Annotated in this window: 24 protein-coding genes and 1 pseudogene; 9 read left to right on the forward strand and 16 right to left on the reverse strand. The window is 64.4% G+C overall.

Annotated features, from left to right (window positions below; all coding sequences use genetic code 11):
- From J9889_RS14055 to J9889_RS14085, 7 genes and pseudogenes are all read right to left on the reverse strand, one after another.
- Positions 1-869, reverse strand: a pseudogene (locus tag J9889_RS14055) (IS4-like element ISAeme15 family transposase); the annotation flags it as partial.
- A gap of 142 nt (positions 870-1011) precedes the next feature.
- Positions 1012-1863 (reverse strand): taurine dioxygenase, encoded by an 852-nt coding sequence (tauD, locus tag J9889_RS14060; protein WP_043155533.1) that lies wholly within the window; start codon positions 1861-1863, stop codon positions 1012-1014.
- A gap of 79 nt (positions 1864-1942) precedes the next feature.
- The gene (gene tauC / locus J9889_RS14065; protein ID WP_053288287.1) at positions 1943-2773 is read right to left on the reverse strand and encodes a taurine ABC transporter permease TauC; all 831 of its coding nucleotides are present in this window, start codon (positions 2771-2773) and stop codon (positions 1943-1945) included.
- Positions 2770-3537 carry a taurine ABC transporter ATP-binding subunit gene (gene tauB / locus J9889_RS14070; protein WP_042014207.1) on the reverse strand — a complete coding sequence of 256 codons (768 nt, stop codon included), beginning with the start codon at positions 3535-3537 and terminating at the stop codon, positions 2770-2772. The genes tauC and tauB overlap by 4 nt, the downstream gene beginning before the upstream one ends.
- Before the next feature lie 16 nt (positions 3538-3553).
- Complete coding sequence (gene tauA / locus J9889_RS14075) at positions 3554-4528, reverse strand: taurine ABC transporter substrate-binding protein (protein ID WP_042014206.1); 975 nt, start codon at positions 4526-4528, stop codon at positions 3554-3556.
- Between the two features lie 290 nt (positions 4529-4818).
- A complete protein-coding gene (locus tag J9889_RS14080) occupies positions 4819-5922 on the reverse strand; it encodes a YdcF family protein (RefSeq protein WP_210557093.1) in 1104 nt (367 codons plus the stop codon).
- Between the two features lie 149 nt (positions 5923-6071).
- Positions 6072-6965 carry a LysR family transcriptional regulator gene (locus J9889_RS14085; RefSeq protein ID WP_210557067.1) on the reverse strand — a complete coding sequence of 298 codons (894 nt, stop codon included), beginning with the start codon at positions 6963-6965 and terminating at the stop codon, positions 6072-6074.
- Positions 6966-7065: 100 nt separating this feature from the next.
- Between J9889_RS14085 and J9889_RS14090 the strand changes: the two genes are divergently transcribed.
- Together J9889_RS14090 and J9889_RS14095 are read left to right on the forward strand one after the other, a co-directional pair.
- Positions 7066-7554 (forward strand): DMT family transporter, encoded by a 489-nt coding sequence (locus tag J9889_RS14090; RefSeq protein WP_080769911.1) that lies wholly within the window; start codon positions 7066-7068, stop codon positions 7552-7554.
- A 10-nt stretch (positions 7555-7564) separates the two neighbouring features.
- Positions 7565-7999, forward strand: coding sequence for a DMT family transporter (locus J9889_RS14095; protein ID WP_042864154.1), 435 nt, complete (start codon positions 7565-7567; stop codon positions 7997-7999).
- A 270-nt stretch (positions 8000-8269) separates the two neighbouring features.
- On the opposite strand, the gene J9889_RS14100 is transcribed toward J9889_RS14095, so the two are convergent.
- The 9 genes from J9889_RS14100 to J9889_RS14140 all read right to left on the reverse strand — a co-directional run bounded on the left by J9889_RS14100 (position 8270) and on the right by J9889_RS14140 (position 17766).
- Positions 8270-8512, reverse strand: coding sequence for a DUF3297 family protein (locus J9889_RS14100; protein WP_010673692.1), 243 nt, complete (start codon positions 8510-8512; stop codon positions 8270-8272).
- 98 nt (positions 8513-8610) lie between these two features.
- Complete coding sequence (locus J9889_RS14105) at positions 8611-9927, reverse strand: HipA domain-containing protein (protein WP_124813919.1); 1317 nt, start codon at positions 9925-9927, stop codon at positions 8611-8613.
- A complete protein-coding gene (locus tag J9889_RS14110; protein WP_041213413.1) occupies positions 9911-10204 on the reverse strand; it encodes a helix-turn-helix transcriptional regulator in 294 nt (97 codons plus the stop codon). The genes J9889_RS14105 and J9889_RS14110 overlap by 17 nt, the downstream gene beginning before the upstream one ends.
- A gap of 745 nt (positions 10205-10949) precedes the next feature.
- Positions 10950-11756 carry a tryptophan synthase subunit alpha gene (gene trpA, locus J9889_RS14115; protein WP_201872673.1) on the reverse strand — a complete coding sequence of 269 codons (807 nt, stop codon included), beginning with the start codon at positions 11754-11756 and terminating at the stop codon, positions 10950-10952.
- Positions 11753-12946, reverse strand: coding sequence for a tryptophan synthase subunit beta (gene trpB / locus J9889_RS14120; RefSeq protein ID WP_041213214.1), 1194 nt, complete (start codon positions 12944-12946; stop codon positions 11753-11755). The genes trpA and trpB overlap by 4 nt, the downstream gene beginning before the upstream one ends.
- Before the next feature lie 64 nt (positions 12947-13010).
- Positions 13011-14516 (reverse strand): bifunctional indole-3-glycerol-phosphate synthase TrpC/phosphoribosylanthranilate isomerase TrpF, encoded by a 1506-nt coding sequence (trpCF, locus tag J9889_RS14125; protein WP_210557073.1) that lies wholly within the window; start codon positions 14514-14516, stop codon positions 13011-13013.
- Positions 14516-15529, reverse strand: a complete 1014-nt coding sequence (trpD, locus tag J9889_RS14130) for an anthranilate phosphoribosyltransferase (RefSeq protein ID WP_053288294.1) — start codon at positions 15527-15529, stop codon at positions 14516-14518. Before trpD ends, trpCF begins: the two co-directional genes overlap by 1 nt.
- Positions 15530-15539: 10 nt before the next feature.
- Positions 15540-16139, reverse strand: coding sequence for an aminodeoxychorismate/anthranilate synthase component II (locus tag J9889_RS14135; protein ID WP_069785302.1), 600 nt, complete (start codon positions 16137-16139; stop codon positions 15540-15542).
- Entirely contained in the window at positions 16132-17766 is a 1635-nt protein-coding gene (locus tag J9889_RS14140) for an anthranilate synthase component 1 (protein ID WP_182975920.1), read from the reverse strand. Before J9889_RS14140 ends, J9889_RS14135 begins: the two co-directional genes overlap by 8 nt.
- 424 nt (positions 17767-18190) lie before the next feature.
- Here J9889_RS14140 and J9889_RS14145 point away from each other — a divergent pair, with 424 nt between their 5' ends.
- The 7 genes from J9889_RS14145 to tesB all read left to right on the forward strand — a co-directional run bounded on the left by J9889_RS14145 (position 18191) and on the right by tesB (position 23972).
- On the forward strand, positions 18191-19072 hold the full coding sequence (locus J9889_RS14145) for a PHP domain-containing protein (RefSeq protein ID WP_010673701.1): 882 nt from the start codon (positions 18191-18193) through the stop codon (positions 19070-19072).
- Positions 19073-19197: 125 nt separating this feature from the next.
- Positions 19198-19818 carry an L-threonylcarbamoyladenylate synthase gene (locus tag J9889_RS14150; protein WP_010673702.1) on the forward strand — a complete coding sequence of 207 codons (621 nt, stop codon included), beginning with the start codon at positions 19198-19200 and terminating at the stop codon, positions 19816-19818.
- On the forward strand, positions 19811-20692 hold the full coding sequence (locus J9889_RS14155) for a ScpA family protein (protein WP_010673703.1): 882 nt from the start codon (positions 19811-19813) through the stop codon (positions 20690-20692). Before J9889_RS14150 ends, J9889_RS14155 begins: the two co-directional genes overlap by 8 nt.
- Positions 20693-20733: 41 nt before the next feature.
- The gene (gene scpB / locus J9889_RS14160; RefSeq protein WP_210557077.1) at positions 20734-21426 is read left to right on the forward strand and encodes an SMC-Scp complex subunit ScpB; all 693 of its coding nucleotides are present in this window, start codon (positions 20734-20736) and stop codon (positions 21424-21426) included.
- Entirely contained in the window at positions 21419-22342 is a 924-nt protein-coding gene (gene rluB / locus J9889_RS14165) for a 23S rRNA pseudouridine(2605) synthase RluB (RefSeq protein ID WP_039039190.1), read from the forward strand. Before scpB ends, rluB begins: the two co-directional genes overlap by 8 nt.
- 213 nt (positions 22343-22555) lie before the next feature.
- Entirely contained in the window at positions 22556-22927 is a 372-nt protein-coding gene (locus J9889_RS14170; protein ID WP_039039189.1) for an endonuclease domain-containing protein, read from the forward strand.
- 181 nt (positions 22928-23108) lie between these two features.
- Entirely contained in the window at positions 23109-23972 is an 864-nt protein-coding gene (gene tesB / locus J9889_RS14175) for an acyl-CoA thioesterase II (RefSeq protein WP_041214836.1), read from the forward strand.
- Positions 23973-24019 lie beyond the last annotated feature (47 nt).

Here is a 24019-nt window from a genome sequence, read left to right on the forward strand (position 1 = left end):
TCCTTGCCTGCCACCTCATAGGTCACTGCGCGAACTTGCCAGTGTGTCGGCAACGCCGGGTTTTTCTTGCGAGCCTGAGGCGAGACCGTCATTTGCAACAGACGGTCACCGTCGCCATAGCGCTCAAGTTCCGTGTATACCAGCCCGTTGCGTTCCGGGATGAGCCAGTGACGGTCGGTGTCTTCGGCCTGAATACGCAGCAACAGGTCGGCACCGAAGAAGCCTTTATCCAGCAGGGTCACTGACTTGTCCGGCAATGAGTGAATGAACTCGCTGGCCAGGGGGATTTCCCCTTTGCGGTACGGGCTGATGGCCGCGTTGGCAATGACATGCGAGCGGACATTCATGAGCGTGACCAACCGCAGCATCGGGTAGGGTGTCTGCCGGTTGGTTGAGGTGTTACCCGAGCCGAAATGTGCTCTGAGTTCAGGCATATCCTGGGTTCGGAACAGGGCCCCATCGATGGCAAAGACCTGTAAACCGTGCCAATGGTCTTCAGGATAACGTTCCCGCCCCCACACATCGGCGCACTGTTTGAACAGCCACTCGAGCGGCTGTTTGCCGAGTCGCTGACGAGCCTGAGACAGGGCACTGTCCGCGAGCAAGGCATCATTGGCCAACCCTTCTGCACAGATGTTGAGGCGCCGAGCGACCTCGGAGATAGGCTCATTGCGGAAAAAGGCCATCCCCACGACGAGCCACAAGACCATATCAGAAGGTAAGCGGCGTCGGCGGATAGTGGCCTTTTCAGACAAGGCGGCAGCGGCAGTAATCCATTCGTCGGGAATATGGTCGGCAAAAATGGCCAGCCGAGCCAGCATGTCGCCAGATGCCTCAACAACATCGTTCAGATCGTTTGCAATAGACATAAAAAAATCCGGAACCAGTGATTGGTTCCGGATTGTCCTACAGCAGAAGGATCGGTCAATGGATCCTTAACTGATCAGCATTGCGCCAGCCGGCGGGCTTTTTGCTGGGCGTTATCTCATGGTCGCTCTCCATGGGGGACGTTCAGCCCGGGCGCCAGAAGGGCTTGTCCCCGAGAATGGTGGCCCTGTGCATCACCCGGCGTGCCGGCAGGTAGTCGGCATTGGCATAGTGCTGGGTCACCCTGTTGTCCCAGATGGCGATGTCGTTCTCCTGCCAGCGCCAGCGCACCTGAAACTCGGGGCGGGTGATGTGCTCGAACAGAAAGCCGAGCAGGGCCTCGCTCTCTTTGGGGGGCAGCCCGGGCAGCCGGGTGGTGAACCCCTCGTTGACGAACAGGGCCTGACGGCCGCTCACCGGATGGGTGCGGATCACCGGGTGGCGCAGGGGCGGGTGACGGGCCACGGCCGCCTGCCAGCGCTGGCGCGCCTCCTCGCTGTCATCATGGCGATGGGCGGGGAAGGACTTGGTGAAGTCATGCTCGGCTTCCAGCCCTGCCAGCAGGGTTTGCAGGGGCGGGGAGAGGGCCGCCAGCGCCGCGATGCCGCTGGCCCAGAGGGTGTCCCCCCCGGTGGGGGGCAACTGCTTGGCGGCCAGAATGGCCAGTGCCGGGGGAGTCTCGATAAAGGTCACGTCGGTGTGCCAGTTGTCGTTGTCCGGCGGATTGTCGTCGTGGGTATCGAGCACGATGATCTCCTCGGCCTCCTCCGTGTGGGGGTAGACGGGGTGGATGTGCAGATCCCCGAAGCGGTTCGCCAGCGCCCGCTGGGCTCGCGGGGTGATGGGCTGGTTGCGAAAGAACAGCACCTGGTATTTGAGCAGGGCGCGATGGAGCTGCTCGAACTGCCCCTGGCTCAGGGGCTCTGCCAGATTGACGCCGGCGATGACGGCGCCGATGTGGGGGCCGAGGGGGGTAATGGTCAACTTGTCGGTCATGGTCTTGCTCCATGTCTGGGGGCGTGAAGGCCCGATACCAATAGGAAAGGGGGGCGAAGGAAAGCGGTCAGCCTGTGGCTCATTGTCCTTCTCCATGCCAGGGGGTGAGCCTGCGCTGCAGGGCGCGCAGGCCCAGTTCCAGTACGAAGGCGATCAGGGCGATCACCAGGATGCCCGCCAGCACCACGTCGGTGGCGAGAAACTCGCCGGCGGATTGCACCATGAAGCCCACCCCCCGGGTGGCGGCGATAAGCTCGGCCGCCACCAGGGTGGACCAGCCCACCCCGAGCCCGATGCGCAGTCCGGTCAGGATGTCCGGCAGGGCGCCGGGCAGGATCACGTGCCAGAGCACCTGGGACCGGGATGCGCCCAGCGCCTGGGCCGCCCGCACTCGCACCGCGTTGGCGCTCTTCACCCCCGCCAGGGTCGCCAGGGCCACGGGCGCGAAGATGGCCAGATAGATGAGCAGCACCTTCGATGTTTCACCGATGCCAAACCAGATCACCATGAGTGGCAGGTAGGCGAGCGGCGGCACCGGGCGGTAGAGCTCGATGAGGGGATCCAGCACGCCGCGCACTGTGGGGGAGAGCCCCATGGCGATGCCCACCGTGATGCCAAAACACGCCGCGGCAGCGAGCGCCACCAGGATGCGCCCCAGGCTGGCCCCCAGGTGTTGCCACAGGGTGGCATCCATAAAGCCCGTTGGGCCTGCGATGGTGATGAGCTGTGCCAGCACCCGCTGTGGGGGCGGCAGGAACAGGGGATCGACCCAGCCGAAGTGGGCCACCAGCCACCACAGGGCCAGCAGCACGAGCAGGGTGGCGAGGCTCAGGGTCAGACGGCGGGACAGGGGCCAGCCCGCTGCCCGTGCGTGGGTGAGATCCCGTTGCCGGGCGAGGGCGAGGGTCATGCGAAGGCCTCCCGCTCTGCGAACACCCGTTCCAGCACGTATTCACGGCGCTCGATGAAGGCCGGATCGGACTTGATACTGCGGCAGGGCTCCCCGGCGGCGAAGCGGCGACCGAAATCCAGGGTCAGCCGCTCCGTCACCCGCCCGGGGGAGGGGGAGAGCAGCACCAGATCGGTGGCCATGAAGATGGCCTCCTCGATATCGTGGGTGATGAGCAGCACCTGACGCCGGTGCTCGTGCCACAGGCGCAGCAGCAGAGTCTGCATCTGCTCCCGGGTGAAGGCGTCCAGGGCGCCGAAGGGCTCGTCCAGCAGGAGCAGGCGGGGCTGGGTGGCCAAGGCCCGGGCGATGCCGACCCGCTGGCGTTGGCCGCCGGAGAGCTGCCAGATGGCGCGATCGCCGGCCCCCTCCAGCCCCACCTGACGCAGCAGTGCCTGGGCCTGTTCGGTGCGTTCGGCACTGGGCACGCCCGCCAGCTGCAGGCCGAGGGCCACGTTGTCTCGCACGTTGCGCCAGGGCAGCAGCCCCTCGCTCTGGAACACCACGCCGCGCTCGGCGCCGGGGCCGGTGACCGGCTTGCCCTCAAGGCTTATCTGGCCGTGGTGGCAAGGCTCGAAGCCCGCCACCAGGTTGAGGAGGGTCGTCTTGCCCGAGCCCGAGGGCCCCAGCACCACCATCAGCTCCCCCTCGGACAGGGAGAGGTTGATGTTGTCGAGCACCCGCCTGCCGGCGTACTCGGCGGACACATGAGAGAGCTGCAGCATGGTCGTCTCCTTGGATTTACTGGGCCACGGCTTTCACGAAGCGATCGGTCACGAACTGGCGGTAGTCCGAGGCGGCGTTCGCGACCTTGCCCTGGCTCTCGAGGAAGCGGGCGGTGTCGATGATGGTCTGGTTGACGAGGCGCCCGAGCTCGGCGCTCTGGGCCTTCGCATCGAGGTAGGTGTTGCCCTTCACCAGCGCGGGAACGTCCGCCTCGGGAACGCCGCTCAGCTTGGCCAGCTTGGCGAGGTTGTCCGGCTTGGTGAGCCAGCCGTCGGGGTTGGCCAGGTAGTCGCGCTGGGCGGCCAGGGTGCTGTTCACGAAGGCCTGCACCACTTCGGGGTGGGCCTTGGCAAAGTCCTTGCGCACCACCCAGACGTCCAGGGTCGGCGCCCCCCAGTCACCCACCTGGGCGGAGTCGGTCAGCACCTTGCCCTCCTTGGTGAGCTGGTTGAGGGCGGGGGCCCAGACATAGGCGCCGTCGATGTCGCCCCGCTGCCAGGCGGCGATGATGGCCGGTGGTTGCAGGTTGACGATCTGCAGCGTCGCGGGGTCGACGTTCCAGTGCTTGAGGGCCGCCAGCAGGCTGTAGTGAGTGGTGGAGGTATAGGGCACGGCGATGCGCTTGCCCGCGAGATCCTCGGGTTTTGCGAGCCCCTGCTTCACCACCAGGGCCTCGGACTCCCCGAGCTTGGAGGCGAGCAGGAACACCTCGATGGGTAGATTCTGGCTCGCCGCCACCGCCAGGGGGCTGGAGCCGATGTTGCCTATCTGCACGTCGCCGGAGGCGAGCGCCCGTACCACGCTGGCGCCGCTGTCAAACTTGCGCCAATCCACGGTGGCGCCGCTCTCCCTGGCGAAGCTGTTGTCGGCCTGGGCCACCTTGGCGGGTTCGGCGGAGGTCTGGTAGGCCACGGTGACGTCGAGGGCCTGTGCGGACTGGCCGAGCAGCATGGAGGCTGCGAGCCACAGAGAGATGCCTTTTGCTGTCATGATGCACTTCCTTGTTGGGGGGGGGGGGGAAGCCACATCTTTATCTGAACATCCCCGGGGGCGAAGGAACGAGAAGGGTGTTCTCATGCCGTTTGGTTCTTAGAAAAAGAACGGTAAATCAATGATCTGATTGAGATATGCCAGAAAGTGGATAGCTTGCTCACCCGCCATCTATCGGGTGGCTGGCGCAAGGGGTCAGCAGGTGCGTGCAGGGGCTGGCCAACAGGGAGGGCAGTGACTGGCAGGGAGAAGAGAGGAAAAGGCCCCGCCAGGGTGGCGGGGCCGGGGGATCAGCGCTCCACCAGCGGGGCCGAGCGGTAGCTCCACAGGCCATAGGTGCGCAGGGCGTCCCGGTAGATGCCAAGCAGCTCCTCCGGGCTTGCCTTGGCCAGGGCCGAGAGGGGCTTGTCCGGGTAGGCGACGCTGTCGATGCGGATGTTCGCCGGGCCGCTCTGCCAACAGGCGATTTCCAGCAGGGTCTGGCCCCGGCGCACATGGCTCGCCGAGCTCACCAGGGTGGCGAACTCAATCTCGTGGCGGGTGAGGGCATAGCCGCTGTAGAGGGCGTTCTCCACCGTGCTGGTGGCGTAGTTCTCCTCGATGATACGGGAGCGGTCGATGCCCTTTTTCGCCAGCCAGTCCGCCATCAGCTTGCCCTCGGTCTGGCGGTTCTGGGGCACGCCGCCGGTGAGGATGACGAGGGCCGCCGGATCGGCCTGGGCCAGGGCGCGGGTGGTCTCGAGGCGTCCCAGCAGGATGTCGTGCATGGAGCCGTCGGGATTGAGGGCATAGCCCAGGGTGACGATGGCGCGGCGCCCCTTCTTCTCGCCCCGTCCCTGACGCTCCTTGAGGGGGGTGGCGACCACTCTGTCCACGGTGGCGAACAGCCGCTGCAAGTCGGCGGCGCGACCGGCATTGAGCTCGCCGACCCGCTTGAGGTAGCCATCGGATTTGGCCTGGTTGCCCTTGAAGCGCTGCCAGGTGGCCAGATAGGTGTTGATGTCCAGATCGTCCGGGGCGGCGGTGAGGGCCTGCTCGAACAGGGCGATGGCCCTGTCCACGTTGCCGTTGTAGATCTGGGCGTTGGCCGCCGAGATGAGCAGATCGGTGCGATAGGGCTCGAGCTGGTGGGCCTCCAGCAGCAGGGTGGTCACCTGCTCCATGTTGCTCGGCATCTTGGCGGTAAAGCCCGCATCGGAGACCCGGGCGGGGGAGTGGAAGATGCGGGCGGCGTCTGCCAGCAGCTGATCCACCACCTGGCGCTTGCTGATGAACTGCTCGTAATTCTGCTCCTTTTGCAGGGAGCGCACCGGGGCGGCCCAGGCATCGGATGAGACAACGAGCGGCAGCGTCAGCAGGCTGGTGAGGGTCAGGGCAATCGCGGTTTTCTTCATCATGGGGCTCCCTCTGGGGTGCGGGGCGCGATGTCGTGGCTCGTCCCCTGAATGCTTTTCCAATAAAAACAGATGCTTGGTTTGCTGCCTACTCTACTCCCTTCCCGATGAAAAAACGTGAACCGTTCCGGTTATCCCGATGGCACCCCTCAGCGCAGCCCCAGACGCGCCTGCAGGAAGGCCAGCCAGGCCTCCACCTTGGCGGGCAGGTGGCGGCGCCTGGGATAGACGCACCAGATGCCGTGCTCGGGCAGGGCATGGTCTGGCAGGACGGGCACCAGCTGCCCGATGGCGAGATCCCGCGCCACGATGAAGTCCGGCATGTTGCCGATGCCAAGCCCCGCCAGCAGCGCGGTGTGGATGGCATCGCTGTTGTTGACCTCGAAATTGCCCCTGGGGGTGATGGCCACCTCTCCTTCGGGCCCGTGCAGCCGCCACTGGGTGCCGCCGCGAAACAGGGAGTAGAAGAGGCAGTTGTGGCGCTCGAGATCCGCCGGGGTGCGGGGCGTGCCGGCCTGCGCCAGGTAGGCGGGGGCGGCGCACAGGGTGCTGAGACAGGGGGCGAGGCGGCGGGCGACCAGGCTCGAATCCTCCAGCTCGCCGATGCGCACCGCCACGTCGAACCCCTCGGCCACCAGATCCTGCCGGGCGTCGCTCATCTCCAGCTGCAACTGCAGCTCGGGGTAGAGGGCGAGAAACTCGGGGACAAGGGGGGCGATGTGGCGCCGGCCATAGACCATGGGCACCGTCACCCGCAGCAGGCCGCGGGGGGCCGATTGCAGGGCGCCGATGGCATCTTCCCCGTCGCTGGCCAGGCGCACTGCATGGCGCACCGTCTCGAAGTAGCGCTCCCCCGCCTCGGTCAGGGTGAGGGAGCGGGTGGTGCGATAGAGGAGCTGGCAGCCGAGGGCCTGCTCGAGCTGGCTCACCTTCTTGCTCAGCACCGACTTGCTGAGGCCGAGCTGACGGGCGGCGCCGGAGAAGGTGCCCGACTCCACCACGGCGACGAAGGAGGGGAGCAGGGCGAAGGCTTCCTGGTTCATGTTGTTCTCGTTATGGAAGCAATATTGTTCCAGGAGGGTAGATTATCCCCAAATCAAAAACAATTTACCCTGCTCGTCAGTTGAACCAAGGAGCAACCCCATGATCCCCCCGCTTGTTGACCGCGGCCCCGGCCGCCCCGCCCTCGGACAGACACTTGGCCAGACCCTGGGTGCCCTGGCCGCCTTCGCCGCCGGCCTGCTGCTGGCGCTGATGATCGCCCAGAACGGCGCCCTGTCCCGCGCCACCGACCCCTGGCTCGCAAGTTGGCTGGCCCACGGGGTCGGCAGCCTGGTGGCCGGGCTCCTGTGGTGGCTCTCCCCAAGGCCCCCGACGCCGGAGGCGGCCCCGCCCTGGGCCTGGCTCGGCGGTCTGCCGGGGGCGCTCACCGTGGTGCTGGCGGCCCTGTGCCTCAACTCGCCCCTCGGCATGGCGGGCACCCTGGCCCTGCTGCTGCTCGGCCAGCTGCTGTTTGGTGCCCTGTGCGATGGCCTCGGCTGGCTCGGACTGGCTCGCCGCCGCCCCTCGGGAAAAGACGCGCTCGCCGCCCTGCTGGTGATGGCCGGCGCCCTGCTTATCGTGCTGCATTAGGAGAGACACCATGACCCTCTTGATCCTGCTGGGACTGCTGAACGGCGTGGCGGTGAGCCTGTCGCGCACCCTCAATGGCCGCCTCGCCAGCGCCCGGGGCGCCATGACGGCGTCCCTTGCCAACCACCTGCTCGGCTTCGGGCTGCTCGGCGCCCTGCTCATCCTCAAGGGGGCACCCTGGGAGCGGCTCGCCGGGCTCGATCCCTGGCTGCTGCTTGGCGGGGTGCTGGGGGCGCTGTTCGTCGCCATCAGCAGTTGGGCCATCGGCCGGATCGGCGCCCTGGCCTGCGCCCTGCTCATCGTCACGGGTCAACTGGCGGGGGGCGCCCTGCTCGATGCCCTGGCCGGACGGCTGGCCGCGAGCGATCTGCTCGGCATTCTGCTGGTGCTGGCGGGCGCCGCGCTGCAACGCTGGCAGGCCGGCAAGTCGCGCTCCCGAGGGTGAGTGATGCTGTGATGGCCTGGGTAAACCGGCAGGGATGACAAGAGTGTCGCCCTGCCTGGATGCCAAAGGCGGCTCGCCAGCCGGATCAGGGTCCAGATGAAAAGGAAAAGGCGAAAGAAAGGGAGGGAAAGGAAGAAACAGGAAGGTAAAAGAGAACAAAGAGAGAGGCGCCTGTCACCTTGGGCCGCCCTCAACAGCAGAACACCGGCGCAAGGCCGGTGTTCTGAACAGCATGGCGGCGGGCCCGGCGGGGCGCGCGGTCAGGGCCGCTTAGGCGTAGAAAGCCTCGACGGTGCCCTTGACGGTGATCAGCATGGGGTTGCCGTAGCGATCCTTGGCCTTGGGGGAGGGGATCTTCACCCAACCTTCGCTGATGCAGTACTCCTCGACATTGGTGCGCTCCTTGCCGTTTACGCGAATGCCGATCTCGTGCTCGAAGCACTCTGCCACATGGTGCGGGCTGCGCGGGTTGGCCGCCAGACGGTCGGGCAGTGCAGGTTTGTTGTCGCTCATTTTATTTACCTGAGTGTGATAAAAAGTGGGTCATTGTAGGCAATGCCCGTCATGGGCTCAAGGCCGGGTTGCGTCCCATGGGGGTGGACAAGGTCTGGCTACAGTTGCAGCTCGGGCAACAGCGTCGCCTGCGCCTGAAAATGGTGGCAACGGTGCTCAACGTCGTCTCTGTAACGTGCCAGATAAGCCAGCTCGGCGGGATTGTCTGTCTCAACCAGGGCGATGGCGGCATCAAGCTGATGCAGTATGTCGCTGGCCATCTTGTGCAAGGTCTGCTGCAACAGGCGTTTGGGCAGCTCGCATGCCTCGGCCATCTCCAGCAACTGCCATGCGTTGACCGCCTCGGGAGCAAACTCGTCGCCTATGGCCATGGCCAGATGCTGGTTGAACTCGGGGTAAAGCCCCACATTGACCAGATCGTACCAGGGGGTGGGCATCAGCCCTGCTTTTGATACGAAGAAGCTGTAGTTCTTGCCGTGGGCATCGTGATTGTTGACGCAGAGGTTGAAGAGCAGCCATTGCAGCATGTCCAGTCTGGCCTGCGCCGGATTGACGCAAAGTGCGCTGAGACTGAACAGCCGTGGCAGGCTCACCCCTTCCCGAATATGGGCCACGTCTCGCCCGTCACCGAAGTTGCGTTCATATTTTCGGGCGACGGGAAACCCCAGCCCCTGACAGGCATCGATCATGTGACGACGGCGCACCCTCAAGCCATCCTCGTCAAGGCGCCGATCGAACCGTTCCACCAGCAAGCTTCGGTGGGACTTATCGCCTTGGCCGACCCTGTGCAGTTCGACCCGCGCCACCGGCATGCCCAGCAGTGCGGCCAGTCGCATGGTCACGAACTCATTGATCACCAGATGAGGGTGATGCTCGAACTTGAGGAGGTGGGTGGAACAGAGCTCGCCCTCGCCAAATCCCAGCGCCCCCTCGAGTCGCAGCAGGTTGAGCTTGGCCTGCACACCCGCAACCGAGAGGCGGGGGCGACCATCCCAGACTTCCAGCGGCCAGATCTCGGGCTGTTCGAGGCGCAGCAACAGCTCCTCTGGGGTGATGGGGCGAAACCGGGTGGGGACGTCGGGCTCTGCGGGCAGGGTAAAGGTGACAGCCCCGGAGACATCGCGGCCGATGCCGTGGATCAGGGCAAAGAGATTGCTGCGCGAAACGGAGAGCGCCTCAATCAGATGGTCCAGCCCGCGATTTTCAGGCAGCAAGTTGCCGAGATACGCCCGGATCTGGGCACTGCTGGCCGATCCATCCAGCGCCAGTGGGGGGGAGAGCGGGAAGCCACGCGCCTGCCACTCAGGTGTATAGCCGAGCTGAAACGCATCCTGGCTGGAGTCATACTCGAGATGGCCGATCAGCTGGTTACCCAGCCGAAGTTCCAGCCGATGGCGCTCAGAACCATTCATCATCACCGACCTCGGGTTGGCTGTTGCCGCTCGCTACCTGTGAGCCCACTTCCTGCACCAGTTGCAAGTGCAGCCCCAGCGCCTTCATCACCTGCAGCAGGGTCGAGAGGTAGACATCTCCCCCTTTTTCAATCTTGATCAGGGTCTTCTTGGAGATGCCGCACAGTGAGGCCGTCACCTCCTGGGTCATCCTGGCGGCCTTGCGTCTCTCGCGGATCGCCAGCCCCAGGGAGGCGGGATCCAGTTCTTTCGGGCCGGCTTGCAACGATGCGTCTGCCATCATGATCACGAAAAAAAGTGTAGGTTGTTACACCTTAACTCATGGTAAGAGCAAACAGCAATTAAAAGTGTACGATAGTGCACTTTTTAAGGTCCTGGTGCTGGTTGAGATAAAAAGTGTAGAGGAGTTCACTTTTTAGAGAGGAAAAGTTGGTGAGGGATGGTCTGGGGGATGGCCGAGGGGCCGGGAGGATGTCGCTTGCAGAGCAGCATTGCACTTCACTTCACCGAGCGATGGCCTAAATTTCCTTTCGCTGAACCAGAGTGATAATTTTGGTTTCAGTGAAAAAACGGCTTATGGGGATGCGCAATGTTTTTCCAAACATATTACCGATTAGATCCGTGGAGATTTGAGCCGCCGCTAAGGAAAGTGCGAACAAGTATCCCACGAACAAAAAATGAAAATTTTAGTCATTTAATATCAATGGGTTACCAGTAAATGCTCTCGTGCCATATGACTTATTCGCACCTTCCCTAGTGCACGGGCGTGAAGAAACAGTAACAACCGAAGATGTACGCGAAATGCTCGAAGCCGTTCGCGACTTGCTGTACATGCTGGATTATTACCGAGGACATGGTTGGGCCATGAAGAGACTGAGTCCTGAAGTAGCTGCAAATCTCCAGGAGCAGTAGCACTCGTTGGCGACAGAACAAGGAAATAGAAAAGGGAGCCTGTCAGGCTCCCTTTTACGTGGTTATGCGAATTGGCATATCAGGTCCACAGACAGCTGACCCTATTCCTAACCTTATCGATTAGTCGCGGCCTTCATCCCTTCCACAAACTCCTTCAGACGGGTGAGCATATGCTCCGGGTTCTTGTGGTGGGTCTCGATGATCTTCACCACTGCCGAACCCGAGATGGCGCCGGCGGCGCCAGCCTTGATGGCATCGCGTACCTGGGCCGGTTCGCTGATGCCAAAGCCGAGCAAGGCGGGGGGGGCGTTGAACTCGCGCAGGGAGTTGATGAGGCCCTCCACCGGCATGCCGGCCTTGGTCTCGGCACCGGTCACGCCAGCACGGCTCACCAGATAGGTGTAACCGTTACCCAGCTCCGCCACCTGCTTCAGGGTTTCGGCGTCGCCATTGGGCGGGGCGATAAAGATACTGTCGATGCCGAACTTGTCGGCCGCCGCCTTGTAGGGGGCGCACATCTGCACCGGCACGTCGGCCACCAGCACCGAATCCACCCCCGCCTGCTGGCACTTCTCGTAGAAGCCGTCGATGTGGCGCACATAGACCAGGTTCGCGTAGACCAGGAGGCCAATGGGGAGCTGCGGGTACTTGGCGCGGATGCGGGCGAGCAGGCCGAAGCAGTCGTCCGGGGTGGTGTGGCTGGCAAAGGCACGCAGGGCGGCACCCTGAATGGTGGGGCCGTCCGCCACCGGATCGGAGAAGGGAATACCGAGCTCGAGGGCGTCGGCGCCCCCTTGGACCAGGGCATCGACGATGGCCAGGGACAGTTCGGGGGTGGGGTCACCCAGCATCACGAAGGGCACGAAGGCGCCCTGATTGGCCTTGTCCAGACGGGAGAAGAGTTGAGCGTAACGGTTCATGACAAGGTTCCTTCTTTTTCAAAGATGTCGGCAACGGTGAAGATGTCTTTGTCGCCACGGCCGGAGAGGTTGACGATGAGCACCTGCTCTTTTTCCGGTTCACTGCGGGCCATCTTGAGGGCATGAGCCAGGGCGTGAGAGGACTCCAGCGCCGGGATGATCCCTTCGGATTTGGCCAGCTCCTGGAAGGCGTCCAGCGCCTCCTTGTCGGTCACCGAGGGGTACTCGGCGCGGCCGATGGCGGCCAGGTGGGCGTGCTGGGGGCCGACGGAGGGGAAGTCCAGCCCCGCCGAGACGGAGTAGGACTCCTGGATCTGGCCCTGGTTGTCCTGCATCAGGAAGGAGTGCATGCCAAAGAAGACCCCCTTGCTGCCGTGACCCAGCGGCGCGCCGTGCTCGCCGCTCTCGATGCCGTGACCACCGGGTTCGACCCCGATAAGGCGCACTTCAGGGTTGTCGATAAAGTCCGCAAACATGCCGATGGCATTCGAGCCGCCGCCGACGCAGGCGATCACCGCATCCGGCAGGCGCTCCTCCTTCTCGAAGCACTGGGCCTTGGCCTCTTCCCCGATCATCTTCTGGAACTCCCGCACGATAGTGGGGAAGGGGTGGGGGCCGGCGGCGGTACCGAGCAGGTAGTGGGCGGTTTCATAGTTGGCAGCCCAGTCGCGCAGCGCCTCGTTGCAGGCATCTTTGAGGGTGCTGGAGCCGGAGTGCACCGGGATGACGGTGGCGCCCATCAGCTTCATGCGAAATACGTTGGGCTTCTGGCGCTCGCAATCCTTGGCGCCCATATAGACCCGGCACTTGAGGCCGAGCAGGGCACAAGCCAGGGCAGTGGCGACGCCGTGCTGACCGGCGCCGGTCTCGGCGATGATCTCGTGCTTGCCCATGCGCTTGGCAAGCAGGGCCTGACCCAGCACCTGGTTGGTCTTGTGGGCGCCGCCGTGCAGCAGATCTTCACGCTTGAGGTAGAGGCGGGTCTTGGTGCCCTTGGTCAAATTGCGGGTGAGGGTGAGCGGTGTCGGGCGACCGGCGTACTCGGTCAGGAGCGCCTGAAACTCGGCGACGAAAGCCGGATCATCCTTGGCATCGACGAAGGCCTTCTCCAGCTGGAGCAGGGCGGGGATGAGGATCTGGGGCACATACATACCGCCAAATTCACCGAAAAACGGATTGAGCAGGGTCATACATTATTCCTTGTGCTTATGCGCAAACGCAGTTCATTAATTCGTTGAATGAGTCACGGGGCGCTCACAGTTGGCGCAGGGCACCAAAGGCGGCCGCCAGCTTGTGGGCATCCTTCCTGCCCGGGGCACTCTCCACCCCGGAGTTGAAATCAAGGCCCACACAGCCCACCCGGGCGGCCTCGAGGGCGTTGTCGGGGTTGAGCCCCCCTGCCAGCATCAGTTTGCTCTTGTCGAGCCCGGCCAGCAGAGTCCAGTCGAACGCCTGACCGGTGCCGCCGCTCTGGCTGCCAACTTTGGTATCAAGCAGCAGGCGATCCGCCGGGTAGTCGAGGGTGGGCAGGGGCTCGCCGCTTGTGACTCCAATTGCCTTCCAGATCTGGCAGCCCGCCGGCAGCAGGGGGCGCAGGGTCTCGATATAGGCGGCGTCTTCGTCCCCGTGCAGTTGCACGGCGGCGAGCCCCAGCGCATCCACCGTCTTGGCGATGGTGGCGGGCTGGGCATTGCGAAACACCCCGACGTAAGAGAGCGGCGCACCCGCCATCACGGCGCGGGCGGCGGGAATGTCCACGTAGCGCGGGCTTTTCGCCACAAAAATGAGGCCGCCGAACACGGCGCCCGCCTGATGGGCGGCGGCGGCGTCCTCGGGACGGGTCAGGCCGCACACCTTGTTCTGGCCGAGCACGAGCTTGCGCACCGCGGCCTCCAGATCCGGCTCCGCCATGAGGGAAGATCCCACCAGGAAGCCCTTGGCGTGGTGGCGCAGGGCCGCCACCTGGGCGCGGTGGTTGATGCCGGATTCGCTGATCACCACCCGATCCCCCGGGATCCTGGCCGCCAGCTGCCGGGTGCGGGCAAGATCGACGCTCAAATCCCGCAGATCCCGGTTGTTGATGCCAATCACCGGGGCGCCGAGGTCGATGGCGCGGGTCAGCTCCTCCTCGTTGCTCACCTCGGTGAGCACCCCGAGGCCCAACTCTTTCGCCACTTTGAACAGGGCGCGATACCCCTCGTCGGTGAGCACGGAGAGCATCAGGAGGATGGCGTCCGCCTGATAGTGGCGGGCCAGATAGACCTGATAGGGGTCAATCATGAAGTCCTTGCAGAGCACCGGCTGCTGGACGCGGCCGCGTACCCGGGGCAGGAAGGCGAAATCCCCCTGGAAGAACTTCTCGTCCGTCAGCACCGAGATGGCGGTAGCGTAGTGGCCATAGATGTCGGCGATGGCCTCCGGGCTGAAGTCATTCCGGATCAAGCCCTTGGAGGGGGAGGCCTTCTTGCACTCCAGAATGAAGCGGGTGGAGCCTTTGCGCAGATCCCCCTCGAAATCCCGATCGCTCGGGGTCAGCGCGTCCTGGAAGCTCGCCAGGGGCTGGCTCTCCTTGCGGGCGGCGACCCACTCCTGCTTGGCCGCCACGATCTTGCCGAGGATGGTCTGGCTGATGGAGGCCATGTTCAGAAAGGCGTGGGGAGCAATGACATCTGACATCTCGTTATCCTTGCGAAGCTGGCTGTTGCCCGTCGGGCGTTCTGGGTGAGTGCCCCTGGGGCACGCTGTGGTGGTGGCTGACATCATGCCTCCTGATGGCTCAGGGTAGCGAGATCCCGGGCGAGGAGGGCGGCCTGGCCGCTTGCCAGCACCGCCAGCACCCGGGCGGCGGCCTGCCTAAAGTCCGGGGCCTCGCCCGCCATCACCAGGAGCGGCGCCACGTTGGCGGCGATGGCGGCGTTGTGGGCCGGGCTGCCGCGCCCTTCCAGGATGGCGGCGGTGATGGCGCGGTTCTCCTCGGGCTCACCGCCCTGGATGGCGCTGACCGGGTAGGTGTCGAGGCCAAAGTCCGCCGGGGTGAGCAAGTACTCGCGAATTTCGCCGTCGCGGATCTCCGCCACCTGGGTCGGGCCGTGGATGGCAATCTCGTCGAGACCGGCGCCGTGCACCACCATACCGGTTTTCAGGCCGAGTGCCAGCAGGGTTTCGGCGATGGGGCGCACCAGCTCGGGGGCATAGACCCCCATCAGCTGGAAGCTGGGGCGAGCGGGATTGATGAGCGGCCCCAGCACGTTGAACAGGGTGCGGGTCTTGAGGGCCTGGCGCACCGGCATGGCATGGCGCACCCCGGCGTGGTACTGGGGGGCGAACAGGAAGCAGACCCCGAGCTCGTCCAGGCAGCGGCGGGCCTGGGTCGGGCTCATGTCGAGCTTGATGCCCATTTTATCGAGCAGATCGCTCGACCCCGACTTGCTCGAGACCGAGCGGTTGCCGTGCTTGGCCACTTTCAGGCCGCAGGCGGCGGCCACCAGGGCCGAGGTGGTGGAGACGTTGATGGTGTTGAGGCCGTCCCCTCCGGTGCCGACGATGTCGCAGAAGGCATAGTCCGGGCGCGGGAAGTCGCGGGCTTCGGCCAACAGCGCCTCGGCGGCGCCGGCGATCTCCTCCGGGGTCTCCCCCTTGATCTTGAGAGCGGTCAAAAGGCTCGCGAGCACGATGGGATCCACTTCACCACGAACCACCTGGCCGAAGGCGTCGCGGGCGGCGTCGCGGGTGAGAGACTGACCCTGATAGAGGGTGTTGAGATGTTGATGCATGGTCTCTTCCTTACCGCACGTGGCTTTCTGGACGGGTGACATGGGCGAGGGCCTGGGTGAGCAGGCGGGCCCCTTCGCTGGTCATGATGGATTCCGGGTGGAACTGGAAGCCCAGCACCCGCTCGTCACGCTGCTCGATGGCCATGGGCATGCCCTGATAGTGGGCAATCACCTGCAACTCTTGTGGCACATAGGTGGCCACCAGGGAGTGGTAGCGGGCCACCGGCAAGGGGCTCGGCAGCCCCGCGAAGGCGCCATGGCCGTTGTGCTCGATGAGGGAGCGCTTGCCGTGGACGATTTCCCCCGCCGCCCCGACGGTGCCGCCGTAGGCTTCGCACAGGGCCTGATGACCGAGGCAGATGCCGAGGATGGGCACCCGGCCCCGGGCCAGCTTGATGAGGTCGATGAGGCAGCCCGCCTCATGGGGCGCGCCCGGCCCCGGGGAGAGCACCAGGACGGCGTCCCCTTCGCAGGCGTCGATCTCACTCATGATGCGGCTCGCCTGCAGGCTGTTGCGGTAGATGCGCACCGGGTAGCCCAGGGTGCGGAACTGGTCGACGAGGTTGTAGGTAAACGAGTCGAAGTTGTCGAGCAGGAAGATGTTAGTCATGGCTCACGTCCTTGTGTTGTTCCTGCTGGGCGCTGAGGGCCTGCAGGGAGGTGCCATGGCTGGCAGCGATGGCGGCCAGCACGGCCGCCGCCTTGGCGCGGGTCTCGTCCGCCTCGGCCTGGGGTTTGGAGTCATAGACCACCCCGGCGCCGGCCTGGACATGGGCGACCCCCTCTTTCACGAAGGCGGAGCGGATGACGATGCAGGTGTCCATTTCCCCTGCGCCGTTCAGGTAACCCACGGCGCCGCCGTAGCTGCCGCGACGCTTGCCTTCCACCATGCGGATAAGCTCGCTGGCGCGCAGCTTGGGGGCACCGGTCAGGGTGCCCATGTTCATGCAGGCCTGGTAGGCGTGCAGGGCGTCAAGGTCGGCGCGAAGGGTGCCCACCACCCGGGAGACCAGGTGCATGACGTGGCTGTAGCGATCCACTTTGAGCAGATCCTTGACGTAGCGGGTGCCGGGGGCGGAGATGCGGGCGATGTCGTTGCGGCCCAGATCCACCAGCATCAGGTGCTCGGCCACCTCTTTCTCGTCCTGGCGCAGCTCCAGCTCGATGCGGCCGTCCAGATCCAGGTTGATGCTGCCGTCCGGGTTGAGCCCACGGCGGCGGGTGCCGGCGATGGGGTACATCTCCACCTGGCGGCTGTTGGCGCAGAACTTGACCGCGCTCTCGGGGGAGGCGCCAAACAGGGTGAAGCCCTCGTCCTGCACGTAGAACATGTAGGGGCTGGGGTTGGTCTGCTTGAGACGGCGATAGGCGGCGACGGGATCCGGGCAGGGGAGGGAGAAGCTGCGGGACGGCACCACCTGGAAGATGTCACCACGGCGGATGAAGCCCTTGAGCTTCTCGACCTCGGCGCAGAACTGCTTGTCCCCCTTGTCGACGGCCAGGGCGCCGGTCAGCGGCGCCGTGCCTTGCGGCGCAGGCAGCGGCTGCTGACAGGCCTGCTTGAAGGACTCGAGGCGAGCGGTCAGGCGGGCGTAGCGCGCGTCCAGCTGCTCATCCTCTTCGCCGCCGAACAGGCAGGCCACCAACTGGGTGCTCTGCTTGATGTGGTCGATGGTGATCAGGGTCTCGGCCACATAGAAGCAGTAGTCAGGGCAGTCGTTGCTCCCCTCTGGCACCTCGGGCAAGTCTTCAAAGGAGGCGATGAGGTCGTAGGCGAAGCTGCCCGCCATGAAGAGGGCCTCTTTGCCCTGCTGGCATTGCAGCTCCCGCTGCAGGGTGCGCAGCACGTCCAGCACGCTGCTGCCCTTGAGGCGGCTGTCTTCGTCAAGCTCCCGATCGGACGCCGGGAAGTCGAGGTGCAGCTCGTCCACCACCCGGGTCTGGGTGATGACGGCGGGCAGGCGCTGCTCCAGCAGGCGCAGCAGGGCGGCGCCGTTGTCGCCGAGGGGGCGCACCTGCACGGCGCGGCCGCGGCACTCGATGCGCAGGCAGGCGTCCACCAGCAGCAGGCTCTGGGTACCGGCCTTGGAGTCGATCTCCACCGATTCGAGCAGCAGGTTGTTGGGTCTGTCCTGGCAGAGTCGGGTATAGAGTGCCAGGGGGTCTGTCACATAGGGGGCATTGAGCCGGATGGTATCGAATTCGCCCAGGGGCAAACGGGTCTTGTTGCCTGTCATAATGCCTTCCCTTGCATGTGTTGTGTGTCACCGATGGTCATGGCGCTGTCTCTCTTGAAAATGGGTCGGGTTCGGGTCACGTCAGCGAGTTCGCCATCGCCATGTCAGTGTGCTTCTCTGAATTGTCGGTTTCATCACAGGTCCATTTGCCGGATAATAAAAAAGCCCGCTGGGGTCAGCGGGCTTTTTCTTTGGGTTCTTAACTTGCTGTCAGATTACAGGTACAGCAACGACCACACGCCCGCATGTCAGGGAGTGTGCCACCACCAGATGGTCAGGATGGAAGTCGCTTGCATGAGATTGAGTCCTGTAAAAAGATGTTTGCAATGAAGTGCCTACAGAAAACGATAAAGCCGCGGCCAAGTCAAGTCGCTTTTTTGCCGGCCTTTTCCAGGCAGGTCCCAAACAAGAGCGAAACACGCCGATGAGATTCGATCTTCATTGCCACACCACCGCCTCGGACGGGGTGCTGAGCCCCGCCGACCTGGTGCGCCGCGCCGCCGAAAAAGGGGTGGAGGTGTTAGCGGTCACTGACCACGATACCCTCGACGGGCTTGAGGAGGTGCGCCAGACCATCTCGGCCGATCAGTTGCCACTGCGCCTGGTGAGCGGGGTGGAGATCTCCACCGGGTGGGAGCATCACGAGATCCACATCGTGGCCCTCGGGGTGGACGAGAAAAATCCCCAGTTGCTCGCCTTTCTGGCAGGGCAGCGAGCCCGCCGGGAGGCGCGCGCCGAGGAGATCGGGCGTCGTCTGGAGAAGTGCCTCATCCCGGGCACCTATGAAGAGGCCAAGCAGCTTGCCGGTGACGCCGCCGTGACCCGGGCCCACTTTGCCCGGGTGCTGGTGGCGCGCGGGGTGGCCGACAATATGCAGAAGGTGTTCAAGAAGTACCTGAGCCGGGGCAACAAGGGCTATGTGCCCGCCGAGTGGCCTGGGATGGGGGAGGCCATCGAGGCCATCCACGCCGCAGGCGGGCTGGCGGTGCTGGCCCACCCGAGCCGCTACAATCTCACCGCCAAGTGGATCAAGCGGTTGCTGGTGGCCTTCAAGTCCGTCGGGGGGGATGCCATGGAGGTCTCCCTGCCCCAGCAGAGCCCACAGGAGCGGGCGAATCTCGGCCAGTGGGCCAGGGAGCACGATCTCTATATTTCGGTGGGGTCCGATTTTCACTTCCCCTCCAACTGGACCGAGCTTGGCCGCCACCTCTGGCTCCCCAAGGAGGGGATGCCGCTGTGGCTGGGCCACCCCGGCCATTTCGGGCTCACCCCCGAGGAGCATGCGGGCCTGCTGGCCAGCCGCTGACCCCCCGGGCCGGCATCTTTGATGCAGGCGAGTCTGCGTCAAACAGGTTAAGGTAGTGTCATGGGCCAAGGGGCCCTTGACCATGAAGCGGGCAACGAGCGTGCCCCCTATCGCGAGAAGAGCATATGAGTCAGCATTTTTACGTACATCCCGACAATCCCCAGGTTCGCCTCATCAGCCAGGCGGTGCAGATCCTGCAAAACGGCGGCGTCATCGTCTATCCCACCGACTCCGGCTACGCCCTGGGCTGCCAGATGGGCAACAAGGATGCTTTGGAGCGCATCTGCCGCATCCGTCGCATCGAGCCGAACCACGACTTCACCCTGGTGTGCCGTGATCTCTCGGAGATCTCCACCTATGCCAAGGTGGACAACACCGCCTTCCGGCTGGTCAAGAACAACACCCCCGGACCCTACACCTTCATCTTCAAGGCCACCAAGGAGGTGCCGCGTCGCCTCATGAACGAGAAGAAGAAGACCATCGGCATCCGGGTCCCGGCCAACAACATCGCGCTGGCCTTGCTCGAGGCCCTCGGTGAGCCGCTGCTCTCCACCACCCTGATCCTGCCGGGCTCCGAGATGGCGGAGTTCGACCCCGAGGAGATTGCCGACAAGCTCGGCAAGCAGCTGGATCTGGTGGTCAACGGCGGGTATCTGGGCGAGCAGCCCACCACTGTGGTGGACTTCTCCGACGACGAGCCCGTGCTGCGTCGCCGCGGTGCCGGGGATCCGACGCCGTTTGAGTGATCTTGCCGACCCCGTGCCCGCGCTGACAACCCCCGCGGGCACGACGGGGGAGGCTTCCCTTCCCCCGCCCATCGCCACCGTGCTGGGGCAGCCCTACCATGAGCTGCCCCAGGACTTGTTCATCCCCCCCGATGCGCTGGAGGTGTTTCTCGACACCTTCGAGGGGCCGCTCGATCTCTTGCTCTACCTCATCCGGCGCCAGCAGCTCGACATCCTCAACCTGCCCATCCTGCAGATCACCGCCCAGTACATGGAGTACGTGGATCTGATGCAGGGGCTCAACCTCGAGCTGGCGGCGGAATACCTGCTGATGGCGGCCTGGCTCGCGGAGATAAAGTCCCGCTTGCTGCTGCCCAAGGCCCCGGAGCTGGAAGACGAGGAGGAGGGGGAAGATCCCCGCGTCACCCTCATTCGTCGCCTGCAGGAGTACGAGCGCTACAAGCTGGGGGCGGAGCGGGTCAATGCCCTGCCGAGGGTGGAGCGGGAGATCTTCGTCGCCGCCGCCATGGCGCCGGATTTTGGTGCCTTGAAGCCATTGGCGCCCGATGTTTCTCTGGTTGAACTCGCCCTTTACATGCAAAGTGTGGTAAAACGCGCGACTCATTTTGAACATCACCAGATCCGCCGCGAGCAGATCCCGACCCGGGTACGGATGGCGGAGATCCTCGCCATGCTCTCCCTGGGCCAGACCCTGCGCCTGGAGCAGGTGCTGCGGGCCGAGGAGGGGCGCATGGGAGTGCTGGTGACCTTCCTGGCCCTGCTGGAGCTGTGCAAGGAGCAATTGATCTGGATCTTGCAGGCGGAGCCCCTGGGCCCCATCCATTTTGCCCTGGCCAGTCAGGGGAAAGGGGAGGAGCATGAGCATCTACACTGAGCGAGGGGCGGCGCCAGGGGCGCGGACCCGGGAGGTCCACCGTGGCGCTGCCTGCTGAACGATTGAAGACCCTGATCGAGGCGGCGATCTTCGTGGCGGGGCGTCCCCTCACGGTGAGCGAAATCAAGGGCAGCGTGCTCTCGGACTACCCGGTCACCGGCCGCTATGTCCAGCTGCTGCTGGCAGAGCTCAGACAGGATTACAGCGAGCGGGGGGTCGAGCTCAAAGAGGTGGCCTCCGGCTGGCGTTTCCAGGCCCGCCAGGAGTATGCCGAGGAGCTGTCGCGCCTGTGGAGCGAGCGGGCTCCCCGTTATTCCCGCGTCGTGATGGAGACGCTGACGCTGATTGCCTATCGTCAGCCCATCACCCGGGCGGAGATAGAAGCCATCCGCGGGGTGGCGGTGTCGAGCCAGATCGTCAACACCCTCAAGGAGCGTGGCTGGGTGCGCAGCATCGGCCACAAGGAGGTGGCGGGTCGCCCCGAGCTGCTCGCCACCACCCGTGAATTTCTGGACTATTTCAACCTGCAGAGTCTGGAGCAGCTCCCCGAGCTGGATCCCGAGCTGCAGGCCCCCTTGTCGCTCATGCCGGGCGAGGGCGGTGACGGTCAGCCTCTGGCAGGCCGTGCTGAGCATGAACATGGTGGGGAGGCCAACGGGGCCTTCTCACAAGAGCCAAGGTTGTCCGCGATGTCGGCGGGCAGCGATCAACAATCAGGTAAACCCGATGAGTGAAAAACTGCAAAAAGTATTGGCCCGCGCGGGTCAAGGCTCCCGTCGTGAGATGGAGGCCCTGATCACCGCAGGTCGGGTCAGCGTGGATGGCAAGGTCGCCACGCTGGGGGATCGCGTCGAAGTGAACGCCGTGATCCGGGTGGATGGCCACCAGGTCAAGACCCGCGCCGCAGAGGAAGTGATCTGCCGCGTGCTGGCCTACCACAAGCCCGAAGGGGAGATGTGCACCCGTCACGATCCGGAAGGACGTCCCACCGTGTTTGATCGTCTGCCCAAGATGGATGGCGCCCGCTGGATAGCGGTCGGCCGCCTCGACGTCAACACCTCAGGCCTCTTGCTGTTCACCACCGACGGCGAGCTGGCGAACCGCCTGATGCACCCGAGCCACGAAGTGGAGCGGGAATACGCGGTGCGGGTCTTTGGCGAGATCACCGAAGCCATGCTGCAGCGCCTGCGCAAGGGCGTGCAGCTGGAAGACGGCATGGCCAAGTTCAACAAGATCAAGCCGGCTGGCGGTGAAGGGCTGAACCAGTGGTTCAACGTCACCCTGACCGAGGGCCGCAACCGGGAAGTGCGCCGCCTGTGGGAATCCCAGGAAGTGCAGGTGAGCCGCCTGATGCGTATCCGCTACGGCGACGTCAAGCTGGATCGCGGCATCCCCCGCGGCGGCTGGCAGGAGCTGAAGTTGCCCGAAGTGAACTACCTGCGCGGCCTGGTCAACCTGCCCAACGAGACCGAATCCAAGGTCGATCTGCAGCAGGATGGCAAGAGCACCCGCCACAAGCAGGCCGCCCAGATCCGTCGCGCCGTGAAGCGCCACAAGGAGATGCAGGGCAAGGAGCCGCGCGCCCGTGCCACCACCGCCCGTCGCAAACCGACCTCCTCCACCCGTAATTCCGGCACCGGCAGCAAGTAAGCCGCCGCCACGGGCCGCTCGCCCCGGACACGCCACAAGCCCGCACCCCAAGGTGCGGGCTTTTTTGTTTTCTGCTCCTGCCGGGCTCCTTGAGACTGAATCGCACAGGGGAGAGAAAGGGCCAGACAAGCTCCTCCCCCTTTTGAAGGGGGAGGCTGGGAGGGGGTGAGTAGTTGTTATGCTGACAGGGGTCATAGTCGGAGGAATACTGTCATGAACGAGAAGCCAGTTCGTGTTTTCAACCGCGAGGCCACGCTGGATAAACGGCGTGAACAGCGAAACAATCCAACAGAGCCTGAACGGCGATTGTGGCAGGCGCTTCGGGCTGGGCAACTCGGAGTCAAGTTTCGCCGTCAGCAAGGTATAGGCCCATACATTGCGGATTTTTACTGCCCCGGGCGGTTGTTGGTCATTGAGGTTGATGGCGACAGCCATTTTGACATGCGGGGTCTGCGTCATGACAAGCGACGGGATGCCTACATGGCGGCCCTGTCGCTGACGGTACTGAGATTTAGCAACAGGGAGGTGATGGAAAATCTACCCGGGGTGGTTGTCTCTATTCGGGCATGGCTTGATCGCGTCTGACCCCACCCCAGCCCTCCCCTTGCCAGGGGAGGGGGCCAGAGTGCCCTCTGTACGGGCTGGAAAGCGTCATACACTTCCCTTTTTTGAAGGGGAGGTGGTTGCAGACGGGGATGTGCATCAGGATGGTTGCCCTGCCGGGACGGGCTTGTTAGCCTTTCGCGCACAAAGACAGGAGAAACCAATGAGCAAGGTACTGGATGAGCTGCTGGCGTTGCTGGCGCTCGAAAAGATCGAGGAGGGCCTGTTTCGGGGCCAGAGCCAGGATCTCGGGTTGCGATCCGTGTTTGGCGGACAGGTGATGGGGCAGGCCTTGTCAGCCGCCAAGCAGACGGTGGCAAGCGACCGCCAGGTCCACAGTTTCCACTCCTACTTCCTGCGCCCCGGGGATGCCAACAAGCCCATCGTCTACGACGTGGAGAACATCCGCGACGGCCAGACCGTCTCCACCCGCCGGGTCAAGGCCATCCAGAATGGCAAGCCCATCTTCTACCTCAACGCCTCCTTCCAGGTGGAAGCCGAGGGCTTCGAGCACCAGGCGAAGATGCCGGGCGGCATCACGCCCCCGGAGCAGCTCAAGAGCGAGCTGGAGCTGGTGCGTCCCTACGAGCAGATGATCCCGGCGGCCCTGCGGGACAAGATCCTGTGCGAGAAGCCCATCGAAATTCGCCCCGTGACCCTGGTGGACCCCATTCGCCCGGATGTCCACGAGCCCCTTCGCTACACCTGGTTCAAGGCCAATGGCCCGGTGCCGGACGATCAGCGGGTCCACAACTACCTGCTGGCCTATGCCTCCGACTTCCACTTCCTGTTCGCCGCCCTGCAGCCCCACGGGGTCTCCTACTGGGAGCCGGACATGCAGGTGGCCACCATCGATCACTCCATGTGGTTCCACCGGGAGTTCCGGCTGGACGACTGGCTGCTCTACGTGGTGGACAGCCCGAGCGCCAGCGGCGGTCGGGGTCTGGTGCGCGGCCAGTTTTTCACCCGGGATGGGGTATTGGTGGCGAGCACCATGCAGGAAGGGGTGATCCGCCGCCGGGGCTGAGACGCCCCCTTGCGCCAACGAAAAACGGGAGCCGATGGCTCCCGTTT

The organism is Aeromonas sp. PrichA-15, from assembly GCF_017939245.1.
GTDB classification, from domain to species: Bacteria; Pseudomonadota; Gammaproteobacteria; order Enterobacterales; family Aeromonadaceae; genus Aeromonas; species Aeromonas caviae.